This is a genomic window from Agrobacterium rosae, from assembly GCF_002915175.1.
Classification (GTDB): domain Bacteria; phylum Pseudomonadota; class Alphaproteobacteria; order Rhizobiales; family Rhizobiaceae; genus Agrobacterium; species Agrobacterium rosae.
The window spans coordinates 203,725-227,446 of the sequence record NZ_NXEJ01000002.1 but is presented as its reverse complement, the minus strand read 5'-3'; the positions used below and the strand labels follow the sequence as shown (position 1 = coordinate 227,446).

The following is a 23,722-nucleotide window of genomic DNA, read 5'->3' as shown; positions in this document are numbered from 1 at the left end:
CGACGAAGCACCCATTTCGGGCAAGCTTCGTCGGTTTTTATGCCTTACCTTACGTAAACCGCATCACGGACGCAGATCATGAAACGCAAACCGGCTGACCTGACCTTGAGGGAAACGCTGCGCTGGGAACCCGACACCGGTTTTCGGCGGCTGGAACAACATCTGCGCCGTCTGCTACGCTCTGCCGATGCGCTGGGCTTTCGCGCACCCGCGGACACAGTCAAAGCGCTCAACGCGGCCGTCAGTGGCACCGCACCGCTAACCGTGCGTGTCGTTATGAACTACAAGGGCGAGCTTGATATTGCTGCCGAACCCTTCGTGCCCCTGCAAGCCGACGCTATCTGGCGCGTCCGTATCGCGGAAAAGACCCGTCTCGATTCCGCTGATACCTTCTACCGCCACAAATCCTCCCGTCGCGAACCCTACGATGCCGCCCGCGCCGAATTTTCGACCAAGGATGCGGATGAGGTTCTGCTTTTGAACGAGCGCGGAGAAATCTGCGAAGGCTCCACCACCAGCATTTTCGTGGAGGGTGCTGAAGGGCAATTGCTGACCCCACCGCTCGACAGCGGCATTCTGCCAGGCGTCTTGCGCGCCGACCTCATTCGGGAACGTAGGGCGCGTGGGCAGGCACTGAGGCCGGATGATCTGAAGGGCCGCAAGCTGTTTGTGGGCAACTCGCTGCATGGCTTGGTGGCGGCGGAACTGGTTTGAATTCGGCTTTTATGGGGCGATGGCGGGTGTGACTTACCCCCCTCTGCCCTGCCGGGCATCTCCCCCACAAGGAGGGAGATTGGCTAGACGCTTGCTCAACGCTCTATCTGCAGCGTTAAAGATGGGCGAGACCTTATCACGAGTCGATCTCCCCACCTGTGGGGGAGATGTCCGGCAGGACAGAGGGGGGTAAGCCACACCCGCCGCATTCTAATATGTAATCGCGAGGCCGACCATCTACTCCAACAACCACTCCACCCGCGCGCGGCCTTTCTGCTTGGCCGCATAAAGCGCGCGGTCGGCGCGTTGATAGAGATCGCTGCCGCTTTCACCCGGCTGATAAAGCGCAAGTCCTGCGGAACAGCCATAGGAAAAATCGTCCACCCCCGGGAAGGGACTGGAAGCGCTGACATTCTTTAACAGCCGCTCGACGATGCCGACGCACTCCGACAATATCGTACGTGGCATGATGAGCATAAACTCTTCGCCGCCGACGCGCCCGAAGCAATCGGAACGACGGATCGTGGAATGGGCGATTTTGACGAAATCACGCAGAACGGCATCGCCGCCCTGATGGCCGAAACGGTCATTGATGCCTTTGAAGAAATCGATGTCCATCACGCACAGGCCAAAGGGACTTTCGATGCCCTTCTGGACGTTATCGATCTGAACGCCCAGCTTAGCGAACACAAAACGGCGATTGGCGGTTCCGGTCAATTCGTCAGTCTGGGCAGCGCGCATCGCAAGGTCGCGATCCTGACGCAGGCTCCGCTGGTTCTGTTGTTTCAGTTCCGTAATATCGCTGCCTACGCACAGCATCCAGCCGTCTTCCTGCACGGTTTCCGTCATCCAGATCCAGCGACCATCATGCAGATCCAGCTCCAGCCCCCGAAACGGAAGCTTGCCCCGGCGCGATTGTGCCGACAAAAGCCATGCTCCAAAATCATCGGTGGTGATGATGAGGCCTTTTTTGTCGCAATAATTCGCCCGCAGCAGTTCGCCCCAGGTGGGAAAGACGTCACTTTTTACGTTGAAGGCTTCACGAAAGGAGCGGTTGGCGTGGCGGAGCCTGTCTTCCGTATCGTAAAGGGCAATAAAAACGGGCGTCATATCCTGTAGCGCGATGACGCGCTCAATCAGACTATCCAAATTGGCAGTCTCCTGACGCACAATAATTGCCCTCTGTCGGAGTTGAAAACACCTGTACCCGGTCTCAGTATAATCGATGGCCAGAAAATGCGTAGTACGAAGCTATATCGATGATTTCATGAGAAACCGGGGTTGATCGGTTTACCTTTCTCGCAGTCTTCATACGCCCGTCATCCGGCTACCCTTTATTGTTACAGTCTAATCATCTAGCTTAGACATTGCATTTAAAGAGGAAATTTAGAATGACGGATGTTGAACACCCGATTTACGGCGAAATTACCGGTCCCATCATCATGATCGGTTTCGGCTCAATCGGGCGCGGTACGCTTCCGTTGATAGAACGGCATTTCAAATTTGATATGTCGCGGCTGGTCGTCATCGACCCGCGAGAAGACATTGCCGACTATCTGCAAAGCCGCAACATCCGCCATATCCGCACACATCTGACCAAGGAAAATTACAAGGATGTGATGAAGCCTCTGGTCAAGGGTGTCGAGGGCCAAGGCTTTTGCGTCAACCTGTCGGTCGATGCCTCCTCAGTCGATCTGATGAAACTCTGCCGCAAATATGGAATGCTCTACATCGACACGGTGGTCGAGCCATGGCCGGGCTTCTATTTCGATACGGATGCCGACAATTCCGCCCGCACGAATTATACGCTGCGCGAAACGATGCTGAAGGAAAAGGCCAAGCGCCCCGGCGGCACGACCGCCGTTTCTACCTGCGGTGCAAATCCTGGCATGGTTTCGTGGTTCGTCAAACAGGCGCTCGTCAATCTGGCCAAGGACACAGGCCTGGAATTCGAAGAACCTGCGGCCAACGACCGTGAAGGTTGGGCACGGCTGATGCAGACACTCGGCGTCAAGGGCGTCCACATTGCCGAGCGCGACACACAGCGCGCCAAGGAACCGAAACCCTTCAACACATTCTGGAACACGTGGTCCGTCGAAGGCTTCATCGCCGAAGGCATGCAGCCGGCGGAACTGGGTTGGGGCAGCCACGAAAAGTGGATGCCGAAAAATGCGAAAAAGCAGAAAAAGGGTAGCAAAGCCGCCATCTTCCTCGACCAGCCGGGTGCCACAACCCGCGTGCGGACATGGTGCCCCACGCTGGGAGCCCAGTACGGCTTGCTGGTGACGCACAACGAGGCGATTTCGATCTCGGATTATTTCACCGTGCGCGACAAGCGCGGCCATATCGATTTCCGCCCCACCTGCCACTATGCTTACCACCCATGCAACGACGCCGTGCTGTCGCTGTATGAAATGTTCGGAAATGGTGGCACGGCCCAGCCCGTTCAGCATGTCCTGACCGAAGACGAGTTGACCGACGGTTCGGATGAACTCGGCGTGCTGCTCTACGGCCATGAAAAGAACGCCTACTGGTATGGCTCGCGCCTGACACTAGAAGAAGCGCGCAAGCTTGCCCCGGAGCAGAACGCCACCGGACTTCAGGTCAGTTCCGCCGTGCTATCAGGCATGGTCTGGGCTCTGGAAAATCCGCATGCTGGCATCGTCGAGGCTGATGAGGTGGATTATCGCCGCTGCCTCAATATCCAGCGGCGCTATCTCGGTGCCGTGGAAGGCCACTATACCGATTGGACGCCACTGGATGGCAGGCCCGGCCTCTTCCCTGATGACATCGACGCGAACGACCCATGGCAGTTCCGCAACATTCTCGTGCGTGGCTGAGTTTGCCGAACTGGAAAATGACATAGGGCCTCGATTTTCAAACATCGGGGCCTTTCGTCCTAGTGCAGTTTTGCAACGCTTTCTATTTTGTCGAAACCGCCGGGAACCCGTGCATAGCGACCTTCGTTCGCTTGCAATAAGGTCAACTTCCATCCATGATCTTTTCATCGAGATCGACACGCATAGCAGGAGACGAAAGAGATGAATTTCAAGACAGGCGCAGCCTTGGTTCTGGCCGCAATTGCTGCCTCTTCATGCGCTCCTTCCGCACCCTCCCCACGCCCCATGGCCTCCGCCATGCCGCAAGGTCCGGCCGTCGATGGTCGCTGGGTCGACAAGAACGGTATCGTCTCGACATTCCAAGCGGGCGCATTCTCCACCCGCTCCACGGATAGCAACACCCTGCTGGCATCCGGCACCTATGTTACGCTGTCGCCAACATTGTATGAGATCAACATGACGTCGCTGGTGCGCAACACCCAGTCGCGCGTCAATTGCGCACTCATTTCCCGCGGACAGCTGAACTGCACGACCGATACCAACGGCCAGTTCACACTGACGCGTCAGGGCTGATCGCCCTTACCTTCTCCATGTTTAATTTCAACGCGCGCGTGTAGCGCGCGTTTTTATTTGTGCAACTCTGTCATAATTCTACTTGCGGCAGATGCCGCGAGGTGAAAACATCACCTTTGAACGGCTGACACATTTTCAGAATAGCTATGATGGCAGGGACGAGCCCTTCAGCTTTTTGCTTAAACAGGAGAGATAGAACGATGAACAGGATTTTGAGATTTGGCCTGATGACCGCATCGGTCGTTTCGCTTTCCGCTGGTGCGGCTCTGGCCGATTACCAACTCAATATTCTCCACATCAACGATCTGCATTCGCGTATCGAAGCGATCAACAAATCCGACTCCACCTGCTCCACGGCAGAAGCCGACAAGAAGGAATGCTTCGGCGGTATCGCCCGTGTGAAAAGCGCCATCGACGCTCGCCGCACCGAGTTGGGTGCCAATGCCAACATTCTCGTGCTGGATGCTGGCGACCAGTTTCAGGGCTCGCTGTTCTACACACAGTATAAGAGTGGCCCCGTTGCCGAATTCATGAACGGCATCGGCTTCGACGCCATGGCCATCGGCAACCACGAATTCGATGACGGCCCGGCTGAACTGCTCAAGCTCATCAACGCCGTGAAATTCCCAATCATCTCCGGCAACACCAAGATCGCCGACGGCTCGGAGCTGAAGGACAAGTTCAAGGGCTACATCATCAAGGAAATGGGCGGCCAGAAGGTTGCCGTTGTTTCCGTGCTTGCTACGGACACCAACGAAACTTCGTCGCCCGGCGACAAGGTCACGTTTGAAGACGAGATCGAATATCTGAAGGGTGCCGTCAAGGAAATCCAGGATCAGGGCGTCAACAAGATCGTTGTTCTCTCGCATGTCGGCTACGTCAAGGATCAGGAAATCGCGCGCTCGGTGGATGGTATCGACGTCATCGTCGGCGGCCACAGCCACACGCTCCTGTCGAGCACAGATCCGAAGGCCGCCGGTCCCTACCCCACGCTGGTCAAGGACCCTTCCGGCGTTGAAGTGCCGATCGTGACGGCCTATGCCTATTCCAAATATCTCGGCGACCTGACGGTTACCTTTGATGATAACGGCGTCGTCAAATCCACCAGCGGCGCACCGAAGCTGCTGGACGCATCCGTCACCCCAGACGAAGCCTTCACCAAGCGCGTTACCGAACTTGCAGCACCTCTCGAAGCCGTAAAAGCCAAGGAAATCGGCACGAGTGAAGCCGCCATCGACGGTTCCCGCGAAGTTTGCCGCGCCAAGGAATGCACCATGGGCAACCTGGTGTCCGACGCGCTGCTCGACCGCGTGAAGGATCAGGGCATCACCATCGCCATCCAGAACGGTGGCGGTCTGCGCGCCTCCATCGACGCCGGTCCTGTGACCATGGGTGAAGTGCTGACGGTTCTGCCATTCCAGAACTCCATCGCTACCTTCCAGATCAAGGGCGTCGATCTGCTGGCAGCACTGGAAAATGGCGCGGGCCAGATCGAAGAAGGCGCTGGCCGCTTCGTGCAGACGGCAGGCCTGAAATACAGCTTCGACCGCTCCAAGCCAGCCGGCAGCCGCATCGTCTCCGTCGAGGTCAAGGAAGGCGATGCCTTCGTCAAGCTCGACCCTGAAAAGACCTATGGCGTCGTGACCAACAACTACACCCGCACCGGCGGTGATGGCTTCAAGACCTTCGCCACCAAGGCCATCAATCCCTACGACTTCGGACCAAGCCTTGAAGATGCCGTTGCCGCCTATATCGGCGCGCACAGCCCTTACAAGCCTTACCTCGATGGCCGCGTAGCGGACGTCACGCCAGCCGACTACGTTGCGCCACCAAAGGAAGCCAAGCCTGCGACACCTGCCCCGGCAACGACGGCGCAGGCCCCTGCAACCGCAACGCCTCCAGCCGCCACCCCACCTGCTGCTCCGGCTCCAACCGCAACGGCACCAGCGACCCCGGCACCGGCAACCACCACCTCGGCCGCTGCCACGACACCAGCCGCCGCTGGGAAATACGTGGTTGCACGCGGTGACTCGCTGTGGAAAATTGCCGCTGAAAAATACGGCAATGGTCTCGAGTGGAAGAAGATTGCCGAAGCAAACGCGCTGAAGCGTCCAAACCACATCGAAGTTGGTGAAGAACTGAACGTACCAGCACAGTAATTGTTTGATATCACTCTATCGAAGCCAGCTCGCGTGGACTGGCTTCGATAGAAGACTTCATTTTGATCGCGGAAGCTTAACTGCCGCTTCCAGCAGAGGTCAGTGTGCGTGGCTCACCCCCCTCTGTCCTGCCGGACATCTCCCCCACAAGGAGGGAGATCGGCAAGTCGAGAGACCATCGCTAAAACGACAGACGCTAAAGATGGCTGCGGCGTTGCCGCATATCGATCTCCCCACCTGTGGGGGAGATGTCCGGCAGGACAGAGGGGGGTGAGCCACGCACACTGACCTCTGCTGCATCACTATTCAGCTCTCAGATGGCTACACTTATACCTATATGTCGCTCAGCCATCACGACGCGTTGAAATGCCGCGCAGGTTCTATCAAAAATCAATTCAGATTGGCGGATCAATGCTCTACAAGTTGATCCATGACACATGCGTGGACGTAGAGCCCCGCGCCCCCCTTACAGACTTCAGGACGATTGCATGACTGTTGATATGTCTTCACTTCCCGCAGACCACCCTCGCGTCACCTTCGGCAAGGTTGGCGTTCTCCTGGTCAATCTGGGCACGCCTGATGGTACCGATTACAAATCCATGCGCCGTTATCTGGCGGAGTTCCTGAGCGACAAGCGCGTTATCGAGTGGTCGCGGGTGTTCTGGTATCCGATCCTCTACGGCATCGTGCTGAACAAGCGTCCGCAGAAGGTCGGCAAGGCCTACCAGTCGATCTGGAACAACGAGCTGAACGAAAGCTATTTGCGCACCTATACACGCAATCAGGGTCAGCTTCTGGGTGATGCACTGAAGGATTTGCCGAATGTCGTGGTCGATTGGGGCATGCGCTACGGCACACCCAGCATCGCCCAGCGCATCGATGCGCTGAAAGAACAGGGCTGCGAGAAAATTCTGCTGTTTCCGCTCTACCCGCAATATGCCGCCGCCACCACGGCGACCGTCAATGACAAGGCGTTCGAGCATCTGATGAAGCAGCGGTGGCAACCGGCGTTGCGCACCGTGCCACCTTATCACGATGACGAAACTTATATTGATGCGCTCGCCAATTCCGTCACATCGCATCTGGCAACGCTGGACTGGGAACCGGAAAAGATCATCGCCTCCTTCCACGGTATCCCGCAATCCTATTTCAAGAAGGGCGATCCCTATCATTGCCAATGCATGAAGACGGGTCGGCTGCTGCGCGAAAGGCTGGGGCTGGATAAGGATCGCTTCCTCATCACCTTCCAGTCCCGCTTTGGGCCGGAAGAATGGTTGCAGCCCTATACCGACAAGACCGTCGAGCGGCTGGCAACCGAGGGCGTCAAGCGTATCGCGGTCATGAACCCCGGCTTCGTGTCCGACTGTCTGGAAACGCTGGAAGAAATCGCCGAGGAAGCGGCCGAAAGCTTTCACCACAACGGCGGCGAGAAATTTTCACATATTCCTTGCCTCAACGACAGCGCCGAGGGTATGAGAGTTCTCGAAAAAGTTGTGCGTCGGGAGTTGCAGGGCTGGGTGTAAGCCAGCCTTTTGAACCCGCGTTTTAGCATTGGGAGAATGCCGTGATGGATCTGAGTGGTTTCGATATCGTTGTTATTGTAGCGGTCGGCCTTGTCATTCTGACGCTGTTTGCAGGCATCAAGACCGTGCCACAGGGCTATCGCTACACGGTGGAGCGCTTCGGTCGCTATACCCGAACCATGGAGCCCGGCCTCAACATCCTCACGCCCTATATCGAGCGTGTCGGCGCGCGCCTGAACGTCATGGAACAGGTGCTGGATATTCCCACACAGGAAGTCATCACCAAGGATAATGCCAGCGTTTCGGCAGATGCCGTCGCCTTCTATCAGGTGCTGAACGCCGCCCAGGCCGCCTACCAGATCACCAATCTGCAATTTGCCATCCAGAACCTGACCATGACCAACATTCGCTCGGTCATGGGCTCGATGGATCTGGACGAGCTGCTGTCCAACCGTGATGCCATCAATGACCGCCTGTTGCGCGTGGTCGATGAGGCCGTTGGCCCTTGGGGCATCAAGGTCACCCGCATCGAGATCAAGGACATCGCGCCGCCAAAGGATCTTGTGGATTCCATGGCGCGTCAGATGAAGGCCGAACGCGAAAAGCGCGCACAGGTGCTCGAGGCCGAAGGCTCCAGAAACGCGCAGATCCTGCGCGCCGAAGGTGCCAAGCAATCCGCCATTCTCGAAGCCGAAGGCCAGCGCGAGGCAGCTTTCCGTGATGCCGAGGCGCGCGAACGTCTGGCCGAAGCTGAAGCCAACGCCACCCGCATGGTGTCTGAAGCCATCGCCGCCGGTGACATTCACGCCATCAACTACTTCATCGCACAGAAATACACCGAAGCCATGGCCGCAATCGGCACCGCAAAGAACTCCAAGATCGTGCTGATGCCGATGGAAGCTTCGGCACTGATTGGCTCGCTTGGCGGCATCGGTGCCATTGCCAAGGAAGTGTTCGGCAAGAACAGCGATGGTCCGGCAGCACCTGATGCACCCGCGCCGGCAAGACAGCGCAGCTCCGTTCCACCGTCTTCCAGTCGCCCGACAGGCCAGACCATCAACGTGACCATCCCCAACAATCCGTTCGGCCCGTCCTCGGAGAGATGAGATGATCGCCAAACTCGTCACCGATCTCGGCCCATGGAGCTGGTGGATACTGGCCGCCATTCTGCTCGCTGCGGAGCTTCTGGCCCCCGGCGTCTTCCTGATCTGGATCGGTGCTGCGGCTCTCGTGATCGGTGCCATATCGCTGGCGCTATGGGATACCGCTGTGTGGAGCTGGCACGTCCAGCTTCTGCTGTTTGCGGTGCTATCGGTCGCCTTCGCCCTGCTGGGCCGCCGGTACTACCATAAGAACCGCAACTCCACCGACGAGCCTTTCCTCAACCAACGCGAAGCCAGCCTCATCGGTCGGACAGCCACACTTCAGGAGCCGATTACCGAAGGTCGGGGTCGGATCAGACTGGATGACACGTGGTGGTCGGTGCAGGGCGAAGACCTGCCCGCAGGAACACGTGTACGCATAGCGTCGGCACATGGCCGCACACTGACTGTCGAGAATATAGGCAGCTAAGGTCCGCCGTAGGCTCGAACGCGCGAAAACCTGCGATTTTCCCATGCCTGCTGGTGACAACATGCGGCTGACGCATCGCTTGTCTTCCTGAAAATCAATGCTGATTTCCCTGTCAATGCTGTACGCATCCTTGCGTATCGTCAGGTGAATTTAGAGAAAAGGTTTTCAAGAATGGAATTACAGCCGCCCACAGATATGGAACTCACCCTCCGCACCCTCGCCATGCCAGCCGACGCAAACCCGGCAGGTGATATTTTCGGCGGATGGGTCATGTCACAGATGGACTTGGCCGCTTTCGTGCGCGCCAATGACGTTGCAGGCGGTCGCACCGTGACAGTCGCCGTCCACGAAATCGTCTTCAAGAAACCCGTCAAAATCGGCGATACGCTCTGCGTCTACACCCGCATCGAAAAAGTCGGCCGCACCTCCATCACCCTCAAGATAGAAGCCTGGACCCGGCGCTACTCCGAACAGTCCCGTGACAAGGTCACGGAAGCCGTGTTCATCATGGTGGCAGTGGATGATGAGGGGAACCCGCGCGCGGTTCAAAGGAATGAACCGTTGACCGCTTAGAGTGCCAACTCCAGGATCTGACTGTCACGGATGCGAGGCAGGAGACGACACAATTCATCTGACAAAAGTACCGTACTCACATTTTGTCGAACGTATCAACCAATGTCCGGAATTTCACCGTGCTGGTAGATGATGGTTGGAGGACCGTATTCCCCGATATCTGGGTCTGCATCACGCGCCCAAGCTAAGACACCCTCGTACTGGCTGGATAATGTTTTCCCCTCGCGTATCGCCCGGTCCTCAGTCGGCATCTGCTTTGGCTCAAATGCCTCAACCATATTCCCCTCGTCGTCAGATTTATAAGCGGCAATAACAATCAGTCTGATCTTGGTCATCGCTCAATTCCTTATGTGGGTCTCCAGCGTATAGCACAGGCGCGGAGCAATGGTGCTGATTGTGTCGGCGGGCGCTGATTCGCATGATACCAACCCCGACATATAAACCCTCTGCCGATCACGGCGGCTGGATGTGATGAACCTGTCACCCACAACGCAAAAAGGCCTCGCAATTTCTTGCAAGACCTTCAAACGAAACTGGATGGTGGGCGTAACAGGGATTGAACCTGTGACCCCTACGATGTCAACGTAGTGCTCTCCCGCTGAGCTATACGCCCATCCGTTGCGCCGCATAAATCACAAAACTGGATGAAGCGTCAACTGCTTTTTTTCAGTTTTGTGAAAGGTTTATGCGAGGCCTTATGCCACAAGGAGTTTGTTCACTTCATCGACGAGATCACGCAGGTGGAAAGGCTTGGAAAGCACCTTCGCATCCTTCGGCGCCTTCGAATCAGCGTTGAGCGCGACCGCTGCGAAACCGGTGATGAACATGACCTTGAGGTCCGGGTCGAGTTCGGTGGCGCGGCGCGCCAGCTCGATGCCGTCCATCTCAGGCATGACGATGTCGGTCAGCAGAAGCGAGAAAGGCTCCTCACGAAGCCGGTCATAGGCGCTTGCGCCGTTGTCGAAAGAGGAAACCTTGTAACCGGCTTTCTCCAGCGCCTTCACGAGAAAGCGGCGCATATCGTTGTCATCTTCCGCGAGAAGAATTTTCTGTACCATTTAAGTGACCGTAACTTCTGATTTACTGGGATTACCTTATCTCGATCATACCGTGTTTTCAGTAAATATCGTGTGAACGGTAGAATCATGACTCGGGTGACTGACGCACAGTATGGACTTGCTCTGCCTTAACTGGCAACATGAAGCTTCTGGCAGAATTATGACATGGTAAACGGGGCGGAATGGACTGGGTCACGGGCGAGTACGAACTCTTCGAAGTGCACGAACCCGCCGTTCACAGCATTCCGTTCGTGTATAACTCTCCCCACAGCGGCCGCTGCTACCCCGTTTCGTTCCTCGAATCATCCCGACTGAACGCCTACGAAATCCGCCGGTCCGAAGATCACTTCGTCGACGAGCTGTTTTCCAGCGCCACCGATATCGGCGCGCCGCTCCTCAAAGCCAATTTTCCGCGCGCCTATCTGGACGTCAACCGCGAGCCGTACGAGCTCGATCAGCGCATGTTCGATGGCCCGCTGCCATCTTACGCCAATATCGGCTCCATGCGCGTGGCAGGCGGTCTCGGCACCGTGCCGCGCATCGTCGCAGAGAACATGGACATCTACGCCCACAGGCTGCCGGTAGACGAAGGCATCAGCCGAATAGAAAACATCTACAAGCCGTATCATGCCTGCCTGAGAAAGCTTGTCTCGCGCACTCATGCCGCCTTCGGCATGGCGGTGCTGATCGATTGTCACTCGATGCCAGGCAACATCCGCCTCGCCGGTTCCAACATCCGGCCCGACGTCATCATCGGAGACCGGTACGGCACCAGCGCGTCAGCGGAAATCTCCCGCGCTGCGCTGTATCTGCTGGAAGAACTGGGCTTTACCGCCGTCTGCAACAAGCCTTACGCGGGCGGGTTCATCACTGAACATTACGGTCGCCCGGTCCGCTCTCTTCACGCGCTGCAGATCGAGGTCAACCGCGCCCTCTATGTGGATGAGAAGACCCTTTTGAAAACGGCAGAATTTTACGCCGTGCAGTCCGCGCTGGATACGTTCATGCGTCAGCTTTCGATGTTCGTGTCGGAATACGCAAACGACATGGCATTTGCCGCCGAATAGCAACTTCGATTTTGCTGAGTGAAGAATGAGCGCGGGCGCTGCCTGCGCAAAAAAAACCGCGCCTTAGCGCGGTCAAGTCTAGGGAGGAAACACCCAAGGAGGGTATTTACAGTCAAAGACTGTGATCAAAATTTACGAATATCGTGCTTATTTGTCAATCAATTTTATTATTGCCTATAATTTGTACAAATTTTCGCTGTTTGCATTGTATTTAACCGACGCTGTCGCCGGAATGCATTTAAGACGGGCAGCAAATAGCAAGTGGACGAAGTCGGGCAAAGCGGGTTATGTCCTGATGGAGTTGCAGGGCGTTTGGCGTTCACACATCGCTCTTGCAGGAATTGCTTGTGGAACGACGAGGTTCTTGATGCTGCCAGATCGCGATTTCTTCTTTCGTCTTGCCGATGCAGCCAAGGCCGAAACACTTCCACGCTTTCGCACCGGCATCGCCGTCGCCAACAAGCAGGATGGCGGTTACGACCCCGTCACCGAGGGCGACCAGGCAGCCGAAACCGCCATCCGTGCACTGATTACGGAGCGTTTTCCCGATCACGGCATTCTGGGTGAAGAACACGGCAGTGTGGGCACAGACCGCGAGCATGTCTGGGTCATCGACCCCATCGATGGAACCCGCGCCTTCATTTCCGGCCTTCCGGTCTGGGGAACCCTCATCGGCTTCCAGTCGTCCGGTCGCGCCGTCATGGGCGTCATGGACCAACCCTTTACCGGCGAACGTTATTTCGCGGATGGCGAAAATGCCTGGTATTTCGGTCCCGGTGGCGACAGGCAGATCAAAACCCGCAATTGCGAAACACTATCGGATGCGATCCTCTTCACCACATCGCCGCATATCTTCACCAACGAAGAAGCAGCACGTTATGGCGCGGTCGAGGAAAAGGTTCGCCTGTTCCGTTATGGTGTCGATTGTTACGCCTATGCGCTGCTGGCGGGTGGCCATGTCGACCTCGTCATCGAGTCCGGCCTGAAGCCATATGATGTCGGCGCGCTCATTCCCATCATCGAGCAGGCGGGCGGTATCATCACCAATTGGAATGGCGGCAGACCCGAAGCGGCGGGTCGCATCCTTGCCGCCGGCAGCAAGGCCGTCCACGCCCAAGCGCTGGCCATGCTTTCCGGGCTATAGCACCCGCCAATCACTCAAGCTTTTCTGGATAGTGCGCGGTGCTTTGCGTCAGAGCGCATCCGCGCGCATTGGTTGTTCTTTACGCGACCAAAGACCCTGCCCCATGCTTTAACGATATGGCACCTCCCGAAAACACAAGGAATGAAACAAAGAAGTAACCGTTGGTTAACCATACTGCGGCACTCTGGCGTTGAATTCTTTTATTTTCATATACTGATATATGCGAGGAACGCTATGGCATATGACTGGAGTGGGAATACCGTTAAGGAAAAACACGACGACTGGACGGTCGTGGTTATGGTCGCCGTCGTGGCGCTGGTGCTGTTGGTCACCATCGCGCCGCTGAGACTGATCAAGACGGCATCGCCGCAGCATGTCATTGAAACGAGCGCGGTCGAGATCAGGCCCGCATAGGCGTTATGCCTTCACCAGATCCAGATGCAGCAGTTTTGGTGACAGGACCTGAAGAATGGTTTCGGACCGGCCGATATAGATAATCGCCGTATCCTTCATTCCCGCCAGAACCGCCGCCAACCTGTCGATTGTTTCGGTCTCCAAACCTTCGAGAAGATCATCGATGAACAGCCAGCGCGGCTTTAACAGCACAGCGTTGGCGACACGCACACAGGCCTGCTCATCGGAATCGAGCTTCTTGTCCCAGCGGATATTCTCGTCCATGCGTGGAATGATGTGGCCAAGACCACACTGCTCCATGGCATCCAGAAAGTCCTGTTCCTGAAATTTCTGCGGGCTGCGCGGATAGCACAGGATTTCACGCAACGGGGCCGCTGGCAGATAGCCATGCTGGGCAATGAACAGGGTTTCCTCGCGCGGCGGCATGATCATATTGCCGCGCCCCCACGGCCATAGACCTGCAATCGCTGCGAAGAACAGGCGTCGGTTGACGCCCTGATCGCCATTGACCATCAACCGGTCCCCGATCTCGATCTCGACAGGCGCTTCCCGCAGGCGGAAGACGCGTGACATATCCTGCCCGCCCGCCTCCGGAGAGATTTCAACCGATGTCCAACGGATCGGCCCCGAGGTAGACCTTTCGATCTCGATGGCATTTCCATGCTGCTCCACGCTATCCATCTGGATCAACGCGTTGCGAAACACCGAAACGCGCTGCAAGGTCGCTTTCCAGGCGGCGATGGGGCCGAAATTGTCGATGTACCACCGTAGGGCGACGTTCACCTGGTTGAACGCACCCACCGCCATCATCAGCCCACCGAAGCTCAGATGCCCGGAGAAATATACCGGTGCGGCAATCAGAATGGGCGCGACGATGGCCAGCCAGCCATAACCGGAGGAGACCCAAGTCAAATGGGTCAGCGCCATGGCAAGGCCTTTGATGACACCCAGCACGGAATTGATGTCCTCGCCGATGCGGTGCCGCTCGTTCTTCTCTCCACGCGCCAGCGTGATTGCGGTCAGATTTTCACTGGCCCGCATCAGCGAGAAGCGAAGTTCCGCTTCTTTCGAGTAGCGCTCGGCATTCAAGGGCACCAGGCGGTAGCCGACGAGGTTGGAAAGCAGCGAAGCAGAACCCGCGTAAATCAACGCTGCCCATACCATGTAACCGGGTATCGTCACCAGCTTCCCGCTGATCTTGATAGCGAAACCTTCAGACAGACCCCATAACACGCCAATGAAGCTGATCAGCAGAATGGTTGCGTTGACGAGGCCGATGGCCAGCGCCGTGCTGCTTTCCGCCAGATTGCGCACATCGTCGTGCAGACGCTGATCAGGGTTGATGGCGATAGCCCCGAAACCCGCAAGCCTTGCGGCGCGACCGGGCTTGAACCACTGGTCGACCATATCCTTCGCCAAGCCTTCGCGCATGTTCAGCGCCGTCATCTGGTTCAGCCACGTCTGGAAGACGTTGAGCAGCAGAAGTGTCCCCGCGATCACCGCAAAGACTTCCAGCTGGTGCAGAAATGCGTTGAGATCGCGTCGCTCCAGCGCATTGTAAAACGGCGCGTTCCACTCGTTCAGTTTGACCTGGCCATAAGCGGTGACGAGAATGATGGTCAAAAGGGCGCACATCAGAAGAATGAGCCTGCCGCGCACTCTGGATGTCCAGAAGGCATTGCCCATCATCGCCAACTGCGATTTGAAATTCAAATCGAAGGACGGGTGGCCGACGGCCTCGGTGGACAGATTACCTTGCGCCATCAGTACCTTGCCATTTCCATAATATTTCAGATTTCGGGACTTTTTGCAGGCGTCGAACATAGTTGCGTGTCGTGACAGCAATAGCATGACGCGAAGGCTTGTCTACTTCCGACACAAGGCCGAAAAAGGACATCGCGCAGCAATGCGCCAAGGGCGTCAAATGTTCCTTGCTTTCTTTGCGTGCATTGCACAAAGTCGAAGCAATTAACCAAAGGCGGCACGATCCGCGCAAACCGGAAAAACCGGGCAAGGGAACGCATGTCCATCAAAGCAAGCATCTATCATCTGACGCATTATAAATATGACAATCCGATCCGACTCGGACCTCAGATCATACGATTGAAGCCTGCGCCGCATTCCCGCACACACGTCATCAGCCATTCGCTGAAAGTCACGCCTGCCAATCACTTCGTGAATTTGCAGCAGGACCCCTACGGCAATTTTCTGGCCCGCTACGTCTTTCCAGACCCGGTCACCGAATTCCGCATCGAGGTCGATCTCGTCGCGGATATGACGGTCTATAACCCCTTCGACTTTTTCGTGGAGGAAAGCGCCACCTATTGGCCTTTCGAATATCCCGAAACTCTGAAGGCAGACCTTTCGATCTACCAGACGCCGGAACCGACTGGCCCGCTTCTGGAAAACTACCTGAAAACCCTCGACTGGACGTCGGGACAGCCGACCGTCGATATGGTCGTCGGTCTCAATGCCCGCCTGCAAAGCGAAATCGGCTATGTCATCCGCATGGAAACCGGTGTGCAGACGCCGGAGGAAACGCTCGGCACTGCCAGAGGCTCCTGCCGCGACACGAGCTGGCTTTTGGTGCAGATCCTGCGCCATCTCGGCTTTGCGGCACGCTTCGTCTCCGGTTATCTCATTCAGCTGACTCCGGATTTGAAAGCTCTGGATGGTCCCTCGGGAACAGAGGTGGACTTCACTGATCTGCACGCCTGGGCGGAAGTCTATCTTCCCGGTGCGGGCTGGGTGGGGCTTGATCCGACATCCGGCCTGCTGACCGGCGAAAGCCATGTGCCGCTGGCCGCAACCCCGCATTTCAGCAATGCCGCCCCCATTTCCGGCGGTTATTACGGTGAGGCCAACACCGAATTCGCCTTCGATATGAAGGTCACCCGCGTGGCCGAGCATCCCCGCATCACCAAGCCGTTTTCCGACGAAAGCTGGGACCGCCTCAATGCGCTCGGCGAAGAGGTGGACAAGGTTCTGGCGCAGCAGGACGTGCGCCTCACCATGGGCGGCGAGCCGACCTTTGTTTCGATTGATGATTTTGAATCGGGCGAATGGAACACCGACGCCGTCGGCCCGACCAAGCGCGAAAAGGCCGATGTGCTGATCCGCAAGCTGCGCGAACGCTTCGCCCCCAACGGCTTCCTGCATTACGGTCAGGGTAAGTGGTATCCCGGCGAAAGCCTGCCACGCTGGACGTTTTCGCTCTATTGGCGCAAGGACGGTCAATCCGTCTGGCACAATCCCGATCTGGTCGCCCGCGAAGGTGCCGATACCGGCGTCACCTCGGAAGATGCCGAAAAGCTGCTCACCAACATCGCCACCAATATCGGCATCGCGCCGGAACTGGTGCTGCCCGCTTACGAAGACCCGGCGGAATGGCTGATCAAGGAAGGCAACCTTCCTGATAATGTCGATCCGTCCAATTCCCAGCTGAAGGACCCGGAAGAGCGCAACCGCATCGCCCGCGTGTTCGAGCGGGGTCTCACGACGCCGACTGGCTACATTCTGCCGGTACAGGCCTGGAATGCGAAAGCGACGTCAGAAAAGCGCTGGATGAGCGAGAAATGGAAGACCCGGCGCGGCCGCATCTTCCTCGTGCCCGGCGATAGCCCAGTTGGCTACCGCATTCCGCTCGGCACCCTGCCCCACGTGCCGCCATCGAAATTCCCCTATATCCATCCGGCCGATCCCTCGGTGACCCGCGGTCCTCTGCCGGATGCCGTGGCACCCACTGAGCGCGTTCTGCCGGAAGCGTCGTTTCAGGCTTCGGAAGGGGCTACGCAGGAACGCATCGAGCAATCGATCAGCGATATCAACGGCGAAGTCCGCACTGCTTTGTCGGTGGAAGCCCGCGATGGACGTCTCTGCGTCTTCATGCCGCCGGTAGAAGAGATCGAGGACTATCTCGATCTCGTCGCCGCGGCTGAAAAGGCCGCGACAGATCTTGGCCTTCCCGTGCATATCGAGGGTTACACCCCGCCGCATGACGAGCGCATGAACGTCATCCGCGTCGCGCCCGATCCCGGTGTCATCGAAGTCAACATCCACCCGGCGGCCAGCTGGAAGGATTGCGTCGATATCACCACTGCCGTGTATGAAGACGCGCGCCAGACACGGCTAGGTGCGGATAAATTCATGATCGACGGTCGCCACACCGGCACCGGCGGCGGCAACCATGTGGTGGTGGGAGGTGCCAACCCCAATGACAGCCCGTTCTTGCGCCGCCCCGATCTGTTGAAAAGCCTCGTGCTGCACTGGCAGCGCCACCCGTCACTGTCCTATCTCTTCTCCGGCCTGTTCATCGGCCCGACAAGCCAGGCACCACGCATCGATGAGGCCCGTCATGACAGCATGTACGAGCTGGAAATCGCCATGGCGCAGGTGCCGATGCCTGGCAACGGCGAAGCCCCGCCGCTGCCATGGCTGGTGGACCGCCTGTTCCGCAATCTCCTGACCGACGTCACCGGTAACACCCATCGGTCGGAAATCTGCATCGACAAGCTGTTCTCCCCGGATGGCCCGACAGGTCGCCTCGGTCTTGTGGAATTCCGCGGTTTCGAAATGCCACCGAATGCCCGCATGTCGCTCGCCCAGCAATTGCTGGTCCGTGCCATCATCGCCCGCTTCTGGAAGAACCCCGTCGGCGGCAAATTCGTGCGCTGGGGTACGGCGCTCGCCGACCGCTTCATGCTGCCGCATTACATCTGGGCCGATTTCCTCGATGTTCTCGCAGACCTGAAGGACAACGGCTTCGACGTGAAACCGGAATGGTTCGCCGCCCAGCTGGAGTTCCGCTTCCCCTTCTTCGGCGAAGTCGAATATGAGGGCTCGAAGCTGGAACTGCGTCAGGCGCTGGAGCCATGGCATGTGATGGGTGAACAGGGTGCCATCGGCGGCACCGTGCGGTATGTGGATAGTTCGGTCGAGCGTTTGCAGGTGCGGCTGGAAACCTCCAACCCGTCCCGTTACACCGTGGCTTGCAACGGCCGCGCCGTGCCGCTGAAACAGACGGAAAACTCGGGCGTCTCGGTCGCCGGTGTGCGCTTCAAGGCATGGCAGCCTTCGCAGGGTCTGCACCCGGCCCTGCCGGTCAACACACCGCTAACCTTCGATATATATGATACATGGTCGAATCGATCGATCGGTGGCTGCATCTATCATGTTGCCCATCCGGGCGGACGCACCTATGAGACGTTCCCGATCAACGGAAACGAAGCGGAAGCCCGCAGGCTTGCCCGTTTCGAACCCTGGGGACATACCGCCGGTCAGTATACTCTGTGGCCGGAAGCTGCGTCGCCGGAGTTTCCGCTAACGCTTGATTTGAGACGCCCGCAGGGAGTGTGACTTGGCAAAGGCACCGGCAATGGAACGGACAAATGATAAACCCGGCATGGCCTCCATGCTGGATTATCGTTCCATGCCCGGAATTGCCGATGAAATGCTTGATATCAACGGCCGCATCCGCCCGGTCTGGCAGCCCTTCGTCAACGCGCTTTCCCGCATGGAAGAGCGCGAACTGCACGAGCGCTTTTCCCGCACCGACCGCTACCTGCGCGACGCCGGCGTGTTTTACCGCGATTACAGCGCGCAAGGGAACACCGAGCGCAACTGGCCGATCTCCCATATTCCCGTCCTGATCGACGACAAGGAATGGGAAGCGGTATCGCACGGGCTCATTCAGCGCGCCAATCTGCTGGAAAGCATCGTTGCGGATTTTTACGGCGAAAACCGGCTGGTCCAGCAGGGCTATGTGCCGCCGTCACTGCTCGCTTCCAACCCGGAATATCTGCGTCCGCTCGTGGGCGTCAAACCGGCAGACGGTCATTATCTGCATTTCTGTTCGTTCGAAATCGGGCGCGGTCCTGATGGTCACTGGTGGGTGCTGGCAGACCGCACCCAGGCACCATCGGGTGCCGGTTTTGCACTGGAAAACCGCGTCGCCACCACCCGCGCCTTTTCCGATATCTACGCCGAATCCCACGTCCACCGCCTTGCCTCCTTCTTCGGAGCGTTTCGCGATACGCTGCAATCCCACCGCCAGCACCCGGATGACCGCATCGCGGTTCTGACACCCGGCCCGGCCAGCGAGACCTATTTCGAACACGCCTATATCGCCCGCTACCTTGGCTTCATGCTGCTGGAAGGTGAAGATCTCACCGTCGTCAACAACCGCGTCATGGTCCGCACCGTGGCGGGATTGAAGCCCATCGGTGTGTTGTGGCGGCGCCTCGATGCGTCCTATACCGACCCGCTGGAGCTGGACCAGAACTCCCATATCGGCACGCCCGGCATGGTGCAGGCGCTGCGCTCCGGCTCGCTCAGCATGGTCAATGCGCTCGGCTCAGGCATTCTGGAAACCCGTGCGCTGCTCGCCTTCATGCCCGCCATTTGCCGCCATCTGCTGGGCGAAGACCTCGCCATGCCCTCCATCGCCACATGGTGGTGCGGCCAGCCGTCAGAGCGCGAGCATGTGGCGCGCAATATAGAGCGCATGGTCATCGGTCCCGCCTATTCGCGCCTGCCCTTCTTCGATGATAATGGCCAGTCGGTGCTTGGCTCGTCGCTGCGCGAAACGGCGAAAGATTCCATCGGTGACTGGCTGGCAAGCGATGGCCACAAGTTGGTCGGTCAGGAAGTCGTCACGCTGTCCACCACCCCTGCCTATGTCGATGGCAAGCTGGTGCCGCGCCCCATGAGCCTGCGCGTCTTTGCGGCCCGCACGCAAGACGGCTGGCAGGTCATGCCCGGCGGTTTTGCCCGCATCGGCCGCAGCAACGATACGGCGGCCATTGCCATGCAGGCCGGCGGCAGCGCTGCCGATGTCTGGATCGTCTCCGACAAGCCGGTGGAACGCACCACGCTTCTGCCAGCGGAAGAAAACTTCATCCGCAACATGCCCGGCAGCCTGCCGAGCCGCGCCGCCGACAATCTGTTCTGGCTGGGCCGCTATATCGAGCGTGCCGAAGGGGCGCTGCGCATCCTGCGCGCATGGCACGCCCGTTTTGCCGAATCCGCCGATCCGAAGCAGCCGCTGCTGGCACACGTTACCGAATACCTCGAAACCGTGGATATCGACGTCGAGGAATCCGTTCCGGCTAGCTTGATTGCCAATCTCAACAGCGCGATCTATTCCGCCAGCAATATCAGAGACCGTTTCTCGCCGGATGGATGGCTGGCGCTGAACGACCTCGCCAAGACCGCCCGCCGCTTCCAGAGCAAGGTTGCCGCTGGTGATGACGCGACCCACGCCATGACGGTGCTGCTGCGCAAGCTGGCCGGCTTTGCCGGTCTGGTGCATGAAAACATGTATCGCTTCACCGGCTGGCGGTTCCTGTCCATCGGTCGTTATCTGGAACGCGGCCTGCACCTGACCCGCCTTCTCGGCCATATGAGCGGGCCGGATGCACCGGATGGTTCCTACGATATGCTGCTGGAAATCGGTGACAGCGTCATGACGCACCGCCGCCGCTACAATGTGAATACCGCAGCGCTGACGGTCATGGACCTGCTGGGTCTCGATCCGCTCAACCCGCGCTCCATTCTCTTCCAGCTCAATGAAATCCGAACCGAGGTCGAGCAACTGCCCAATGCCTTCGTCAACGGCCAGATGTCGCCTTTCTACCGCGAAGTGATGCGGGTCCATTCCGGCCTTGCCGTCATGACGCCTGAGAACCTGTCCCCCGCCGTCTTCCGGCAGCTGGAGCAGGATCTCGAACACCTCTCGGACCTTCTTGCCCAGACATATCTCGGATAATCCATGCTCTACGATCTGACGCTGCACATGGGCTATATCTACGATACGCTGGCGTCAGGCGCACGCCACATCATCCGTGTCATGCCCCTGTCTATCCCCGGCAGGCAAAGGTTAATCGCCGGTTCGCTCAGTGTCTCTCCCTCGCCGGAAGAGCGCACGGTTTTCAACGATTTCTTCCAGCAAAGCGCCACATCGGTCTTTCTGCGGGCATCACATGACAAGCTGGATATCCGCATGCAGGCCCGTGTCTCGGTGGAAAGCACGTCGCTGACGGCGGATTTTTCGCCGGAGCTTTCAAGATTGCCACGGGATCTCGCCACCGTCTGGTCGCTCGATCCGCAATCCCCCCACCATTTGGCCGGCATCAGCCCGCGCATCGGTGAAAACACCGCCATTGCCGCTTACGCCAGCGAAACCATCAAGCCCGGCATGACGATCCGCGAAATAGCGCTGGCGCTGTGCAAACGCATCTACAAGGATTTCAAATATGATGGGGAAGCGACCACGGTCGATACGACGCCAGCGGAAGCCTTCAAGCTGAAACGCGGCGTCTGCCAGGATTTTTCGCATATCATGATTTCGGCGCTGCGCAGCCTCGGCATTCCCGCAGGCTATGTCTCAGGCTTCCTGCGCACCATTCCGCCCGCCGGCAAGGAACGGCTGGAGGGAACCGACGCCATGCACGCCTGGGTGCGCGTCTGGTGCGGTGAAGCGACAGGCTATATCGAGCTAGACCCCACCAACGATATCGTCGCGGGCAACGACCATATCGTGGTCGGTTATGGGCGTGATTATTCGGACATCGCCCCCGTCATCGGCGTCTTGAAAAGCTACGGTAACCAGCAGACCACGCAAGCCGTGGACGTTATCCCCGTCAAAACCTCAGCCTGACCCAAAACGGCACGACCCGCGTCTGACGGCGGCACACAGCGCCGTTTCACGACAGGATTCTGTGCCATTTCCAGCACTCGATAAATTTGCTGACGTTACGTTAGGAAAATCTACATCGCCCCGCGGTAGTGCTGATTCCATACAACAATCCAACAGGTGGACATGATGTTCAACGGGGCCGGAATGGTAAAAAACATGCGCGCACTGCTGGCTGACAGACAGGGCAATTTCGCGATGATGACAGCGGTAGCATTGCCGCTGCTGATGGGTGTTGCAGGTGCCGGACTTGAGTTCACCAAAGCCATGCAGGTCAAATCCGATTTGCAGAATTCAGCTGACGCTGCAACTCTGGCCGCCGCAACGAAATTTCGCGAATCCGAAGGCAAGCTGAGCGACGAAGAGCTCAAGGGCGGAGTCGCATCTTTTCTTGGCGGACAGTCCTTCGCGCAAGGTCTGACTGAGCTGGAGAAAAAAGCACTCGAGTCCAATATCAACAGCGTCGCAAAACGGACAGAAACCACCAAAGGAACGAGCTTCAAGATCTCTACGACGGTCAGCTATCAGATGCCGCTCAATCCGTTGCTGGGCATGATCTGGGCAAAAACGCTGACGCTGAGCGCTACAAGCACGTCAGAGAGCAGCTTCAACAAGGGCGCTCCCATGTCCATGTATCTGGTACTGGACCGTTCCGGCTCGATGTCGTTCAGGACGGATACCGTCGACAGAAGCAAATATTCATGCCCGAACTACACCTCCAGCAACTGGGGCCAAAGCCAGTCTAAGGTCACGTCGAACCCTTGCTACGTCAACAAAAGCACGTCCCTTAAAACTGCCGTGAGCTACCTTGTCGACACACTCAACAAAGCCGACCCCACCTATCAGCTGGGCGGATCGCCGGAATCCAAGCTGGTCCGCACCGCAGCCGTTGCTTATAGCGATGTAAAATTTGCAGAACAGGGATTTGAGTGGGGCACGAAGAAGACAAACGCCTATGTGCAGGCCATTCCGCAATATCCTGAAGGCGGCACGAATGCCAATACCGCGCTGAATACCGCTTATGACGCACTCAAAAGCAACAACACGAATATCATGACGACCAAGGAAGGTGTCGAGCAGGGTAAGCAGGACAACAAGTTCTATAATCGCTACATCGTGCTGATGACGGATGGTGAAATGACCGGTTCAAGCTCAAGCTGGAACTCCACCATCGACACTCAGGTTCGTGCAACATGCACAAAAGCCAAGGCCGACGACATCAAGATTTTTACCATCGCCTTCATGGCACCGGACAAGGGTAAAGCCCTTCTTCAGGCCTGCGCCACCAGCATCGACAACTATTACGCGCCGGAAAATATGGAAGAAATCGTTGAAGCTTTCGGCGACATTGCCAGAAAAGCATCCGGAAACATCAGCCGCCTGACGAACTGAA

At 57.7% G+C, this 23,722-nt stretch carries 19 protein-coding genes and 1 tRNA gene; 15 read left to right on the top strand and 5 right to left on the bottom strand.

The genetic code is table 11. From position 1 onward, the window contains the following. Positions 1–78: 78 nt before the first annotated feature. Positions 79–714, top strand: coding sequence for an aminotransferase class IV family protein (locus CPJ18_RS03825; protein WP_103657109.1), 636 nt, complete (start codon positions 79–81; stop codon positions 712–714). A gap of 237 nt (positions 715–951) precedes the next feature. Here the strand turns inward: CPJ18_RS03825 and CPJ18_RS03815 are convergent, their stop codons facing one another. Further along, positions 952–1,863 (bottom strand): sensor domain-containing diguanylate cyclase, encoded by a 912-nt coding sequence (locus CPJ18_RS03815; RefSeq protein WP_077120634.1) that lies wholly within the window; start codon positions 1,861–1,863, stop codon positions 952–954. Between the two features lie 242 nt (positions 1,864–2,105). On the opposite strand from CPJ18_RS03815, the gene CPJ18_RS03810 reads away from it, so the two are divergent. From CPJ18_RS03810 to CPJ18_RS03775, 7 genes are all read left to right on the top strand, one after another. Beyond that, complete coding sequence (locus CPJ18_RS03810; protein ID WP_103657108.1) at positions 2,106–3,554, top strand: homospermidine synthase; 1,449 nt, start codon at positions 2,106–2,108, stop codon at positions 3,552–3,554. Positions 3,555–3,755: 201 nt separating this feature from the next. Next, a complete protein-coding gene (gene omp10, locus CPJ18_RS03805) occupies positions 3,756–4,127 on the top strand; it encodes an outer membrane lipoprotein Omp10 (RefSeq protein WP_077106008.1) in 372 nt (123 codons plus the stop codon). 200 nt (positions 4,128–4,327) lie between these two features. Then, positions 4,328–6,286: a 5'-nucleotidase C-terminal domain-containing protein gene (locus CPJ18_RS03800; protein ID WP_103657107.1), complete on the top strand. Its 1,959-nt coding sequence runs from the start codon at positions 4,328–4,330 to the stop codon at positions 6,284–6,286. Positions 6,287–6,774: 488 nt separating this feature from the next. Next, positions 6,775–7,809 (top strand): ferrochelatase, encoded by a 1,035-nt coding sequence (gene hemH / locus CPJ18_RS03790; RefSeq protein ID WP_103657106.1) that lies wholly within the window; start codon positions 6,775–6,777, stop codon positions 7,807–7,809. Between the two features lie 44 nt (positions 7,810–7,853). Continuing rightward, complete coding sequence (locus CPJ18_RS03785) at positions 7,854–8,915, top strand: SPFH domain-containing protein (RefSeq protein ID WP_077106011.1); 1,062 nt, start codon at positions 7,854–7,856, stop codon at positions 8,913–8,915. 1 nt (position 8,916) lies between these two features. Next, positions 8,917–9,381: an NfeD family protein gene (locus tag CPJ18_RS03780; RefSeq protein ID WP_103657105.1), complete on the top strand. Its 465-nt coding sequence runs from the start codon at positions 8,917–8,919 to the stop codon at positions 9,379–9,381. 171 nt (positions 9,382–9,552) lie between these two features. Then, positions 9,553–9,954, top strand: coding sequence for an acyl-CoA thioesterase (locus tag CPJ18_RS03775; protein WP_103657104.1), 402 nt, complete (start codon positions 9,553–9,555; stop codon positions 9,952–9,954). Between the two features lie 95 nt (positions 9,955–10,049). On the opposite strand, the gene CPJ18_RS03770 is transcribed toward CPJ18_RS03775, so the two are convergent. From CPJ18_RS03770 to cpdR, 3 genes are all read right to left on the bottom strand, one after another. Beyond that, positions 10,050–10,289: a hypothetical protein gene (locus CPJ18_RS03770; protein WP_103657103.1), complete on the bottom strand. Its 240-nt coding sequence runs from the start codon at positions 10,287–10,289 to the stop codon at positions 10,050–10,052. A 203-nt stretch (positions 10,290–10,492) separates the two neighbouring features. Continuing rightward, positions 10,493–10,567, bottom strand: a tRNA-Val gene (locus CPJ18_RS03765). An 82-nt stretch (positions 10,568–10,649) separates the two neighbouring features. Then, positions 10,650–11,012: a cell cycle two-component system response regulator CpdR gene (gene cpdR, locus CPJ18_RS03760; protein ID WP_027675545.1), complete on the bottom strand. Its 363-nt coding sequence runs from the start codon at positions 11,010–11,012 to the stop codon at positions 10,650–10,652. A 182-nt stretch (positions 11,013–11,194) separates the two neighbouring features. On the opposite strand from cpdR, the gene CPJ18_RS03755 reads away from it, so the two are divergent. The 3 genes from CPJ18_RS03755 (at position 11,195) to CPJ18_RS03745 (ending at position 13,637) form a co-directional block, all read left to right on the top strand. Beyond that, a complete protein-coding gene (locus tag CPJ18_RS03755; protein ID WP_077120364.1) occupies positions 11,195–12,079 on the top strand; it encodes an N-formylglutamate amidohydrolase in 885 nt (294 codons plus the stop codon). A gap of 367 nt (positions 12,080–12,446) precedes the next feature. After that, complete coding sequence (hisN, locus tag CPJ18_RS03750; protein ID WP_103657347.1) at positions 12,447–13,223, top strand: histidinol-phosphatase; 777 nt, start codon at positions 12,447–12,449, stop codon at positions 13,221–13,223. 234 nt (positions 13,224–13,457) lie between these two features. Then, positions 13,458–13,637 (top strand): hypothetical protein, encoded by a 180-nt coding sequence (locus CPJ18_RS03745; RefSeq protein WP_103657102.1) that lies wholly within the window; start codon positions 13,458–13,460, stop codon positions 13,635–13,637. A gap of 3 nt (positions 13,638–13,640) precedes the next feature. Here the strand turns inward: CPJ18_RS03745 and CPJ18_RS03740 are convergent, their stop codons facing one another. Beyond that, positions 13,641–15,401 (bottom strand): ABC transporter ATP-binding protein/permease, encoded by a 1,761-nt coding sequence (locus tag CPJ18_RS03740; protein ID WP_103657346.1) that lies wholly within the window; start codon positions 15,399–15,401, stop codon positions 13,641–13,643. Positions 15,402–15,659: 258 nt separating this feature from the next. Between CPJ18_RS03740 and CPJ18_RS03735 the strand changes: the two genes are divergently transcribed. From CPJ18_RS03735 to CPJ18_RS03720, 4 genes are all read left to right on the top strand, one after another. After that, complete coding sequence (locus CPJ18_RS03735) at positions 15,660–18,992, top strand: transglutaminase family protein (protein WP_103657101.1); 3,333 nt, start codon at positions 15,660–15,662, stop codon at positions 18,990–18,992. Position 18,993: 1 nt separating this feature from the next. Next, the gene (locus CPJ18_RS03730; RefSeq protein WP_407026434.1) at positions 18,994–21,402 is read left to right on the top strand and encodes a circularly permuted type 2 ATP-grasp protein; all 2,409 of its coding nucleotides are present in this window, start codon (positions 18,994–18,996) and stop codon (positions 21,400–21,402) included. 3 nt (positions 21,403–21,405) lie between these two features. Continuing rightward, positions 21,406–22,293 (top strand): transglutaminase family protein, encoded by an 888-nt coding sequence (locus tag CPJ18_RS03725; protein WP_103657100.1) that lies wholly within the window; start codon positions 21,406–21,408, stop codon positions 22,291–22,293. Positions 22,294–22,476: 183 nt separating this feature from the next. Beyond that, on the top strand, positions 22,477–23,721 hold the full coding sequence (locus CPJ18_RS03720) for a vWA domain-containing protein (protein WP_103657344.1): 1,245 nt from the start codon (positions 22,477–22,479) through the stop codon (positions 23,719–23,721). Position 23,722 lies beyond the last annotated feature (1 nt).

Excerpts from the sequence above, each read along its gene's own strand:
- CPJ18_RS03825 (WP_103657109.1), top strand. The coding sequence starts at position 79 with ATGAAACGCAAACCGGCTGACCTGACCTTGAGGGAAACGCTGCGCTGG.
- CPJ18_RS03810 (WP_103657108.1), top strand. The coding sequence starts at position 2,106 with ATGACGGATGTTGAACACCCGATTTACGGCGAAATTACCGGTCCCATC.
- omp10 (WP_077106008.1), top strand. The coding sequence starts at position 3,756 with ATGAATTTCAAGACAGGCGCAGCCTTGGTTCTGGCCGCAATTGCTGCC.
- CPJ18_RS03800 (WP_103657107.1), top strand. The coding sequence starts at position 4,328 with ATGAACAGGATTTTGAGATTTGGCCTGATGACCGCATCGGTCGTTTCG.
- hemH (WP_103657106.1), top strand. The coding sequence starts at position 6,775 with ATGACTGTTGATATGTCTTCACTTCCCGCAGACCACCCTCGCGTCACC.
- CPJ18_RS03785 (WP_077106011.1), top strand. The coding sequence starts at position 7,854 with ATGGATCTGAGTGGTTTCGATATCGTTGTTATTGTAGCGGTCGGCCTT.
- CPJ18_RS03780 (WP_103657105.1), top strand. The coding sequence starts at position 8,917 with ATGATCGCCAAACTCGTCACCGATCTCGGCCCATGGAGCTGGTGGATA.
- CPJ18_RS03775 (WP_103657104.1), top strand. The coding sequence starts at position 9,553 with ATGGAATTACAGCCGCCCACAGATATGGAACTCACCCTCCGCACCCTC.
- CPJ18_RS03770 (WP_103657103.1), bottom strand. The coding sequence starts at position 10,289 with ATGACCAAGATCAGACTGATTGTTATTGCCGCTTATAAATCTGACGAC.
- cpdR (WP_027675545.1), bottom strand. The coding sequence starts at position 11,012 with ATGGTACAGAAAATTCTTCTCGCGGAAGATGACAACGATATGCGCCGC.
- CPJ18_RS03755 (WP_077120364.1), top strand. The coding sequence starts at position 11,195 with ATGGACTGGGTCACGGGCGAGTACGAACTCTTCGAAGTGCACGAACCC.
- hisN (WP_103657347.1), top strand. The coding sequence starts at position 12,447 with ATGCTGCCAGATCGCGATTTCTTCTTTCGTCTTGCCGATGCAGCCAAG.
- CPJ18_RS03745 (WP_103657102.1), top strand. The coding sequence starts at position 13,458 with ATGGCATATGACTGGAGTGGGAATACCGTTAAGGAAAAACACGACGAC.
- CPJ18_RS03740 (WP_103657346.1), bottom strand. The coding sequence starts at position 15,401 with ATGGCGCAAGGTAATCTGTCCACCGAGGCCGTCGGCCACCCGTCCTTC.
- CPJ18_RS03735 (WP_103657101.1), top strand. The coding sequence starts at position 15,660 with ATGTCCATCAAAGCAAGCATCTATCATCTGACGCATTATAAATATGAC.
- CPJ18_RS03725 (WP_103657100.1), top strand. The coding sequence starts at position 21,406 with ATGCTCTACGATCTGACGCTGCACATGGGCTATATCTACGATACGCTG.
- CPJ18_RS03720 (WP_103657344.1), top strand. The coding sequence starts at position 22,477 with ATGGTAAAAAACATGCGCGCACTGCTGGCTGACAGACAGGGCAATTTC.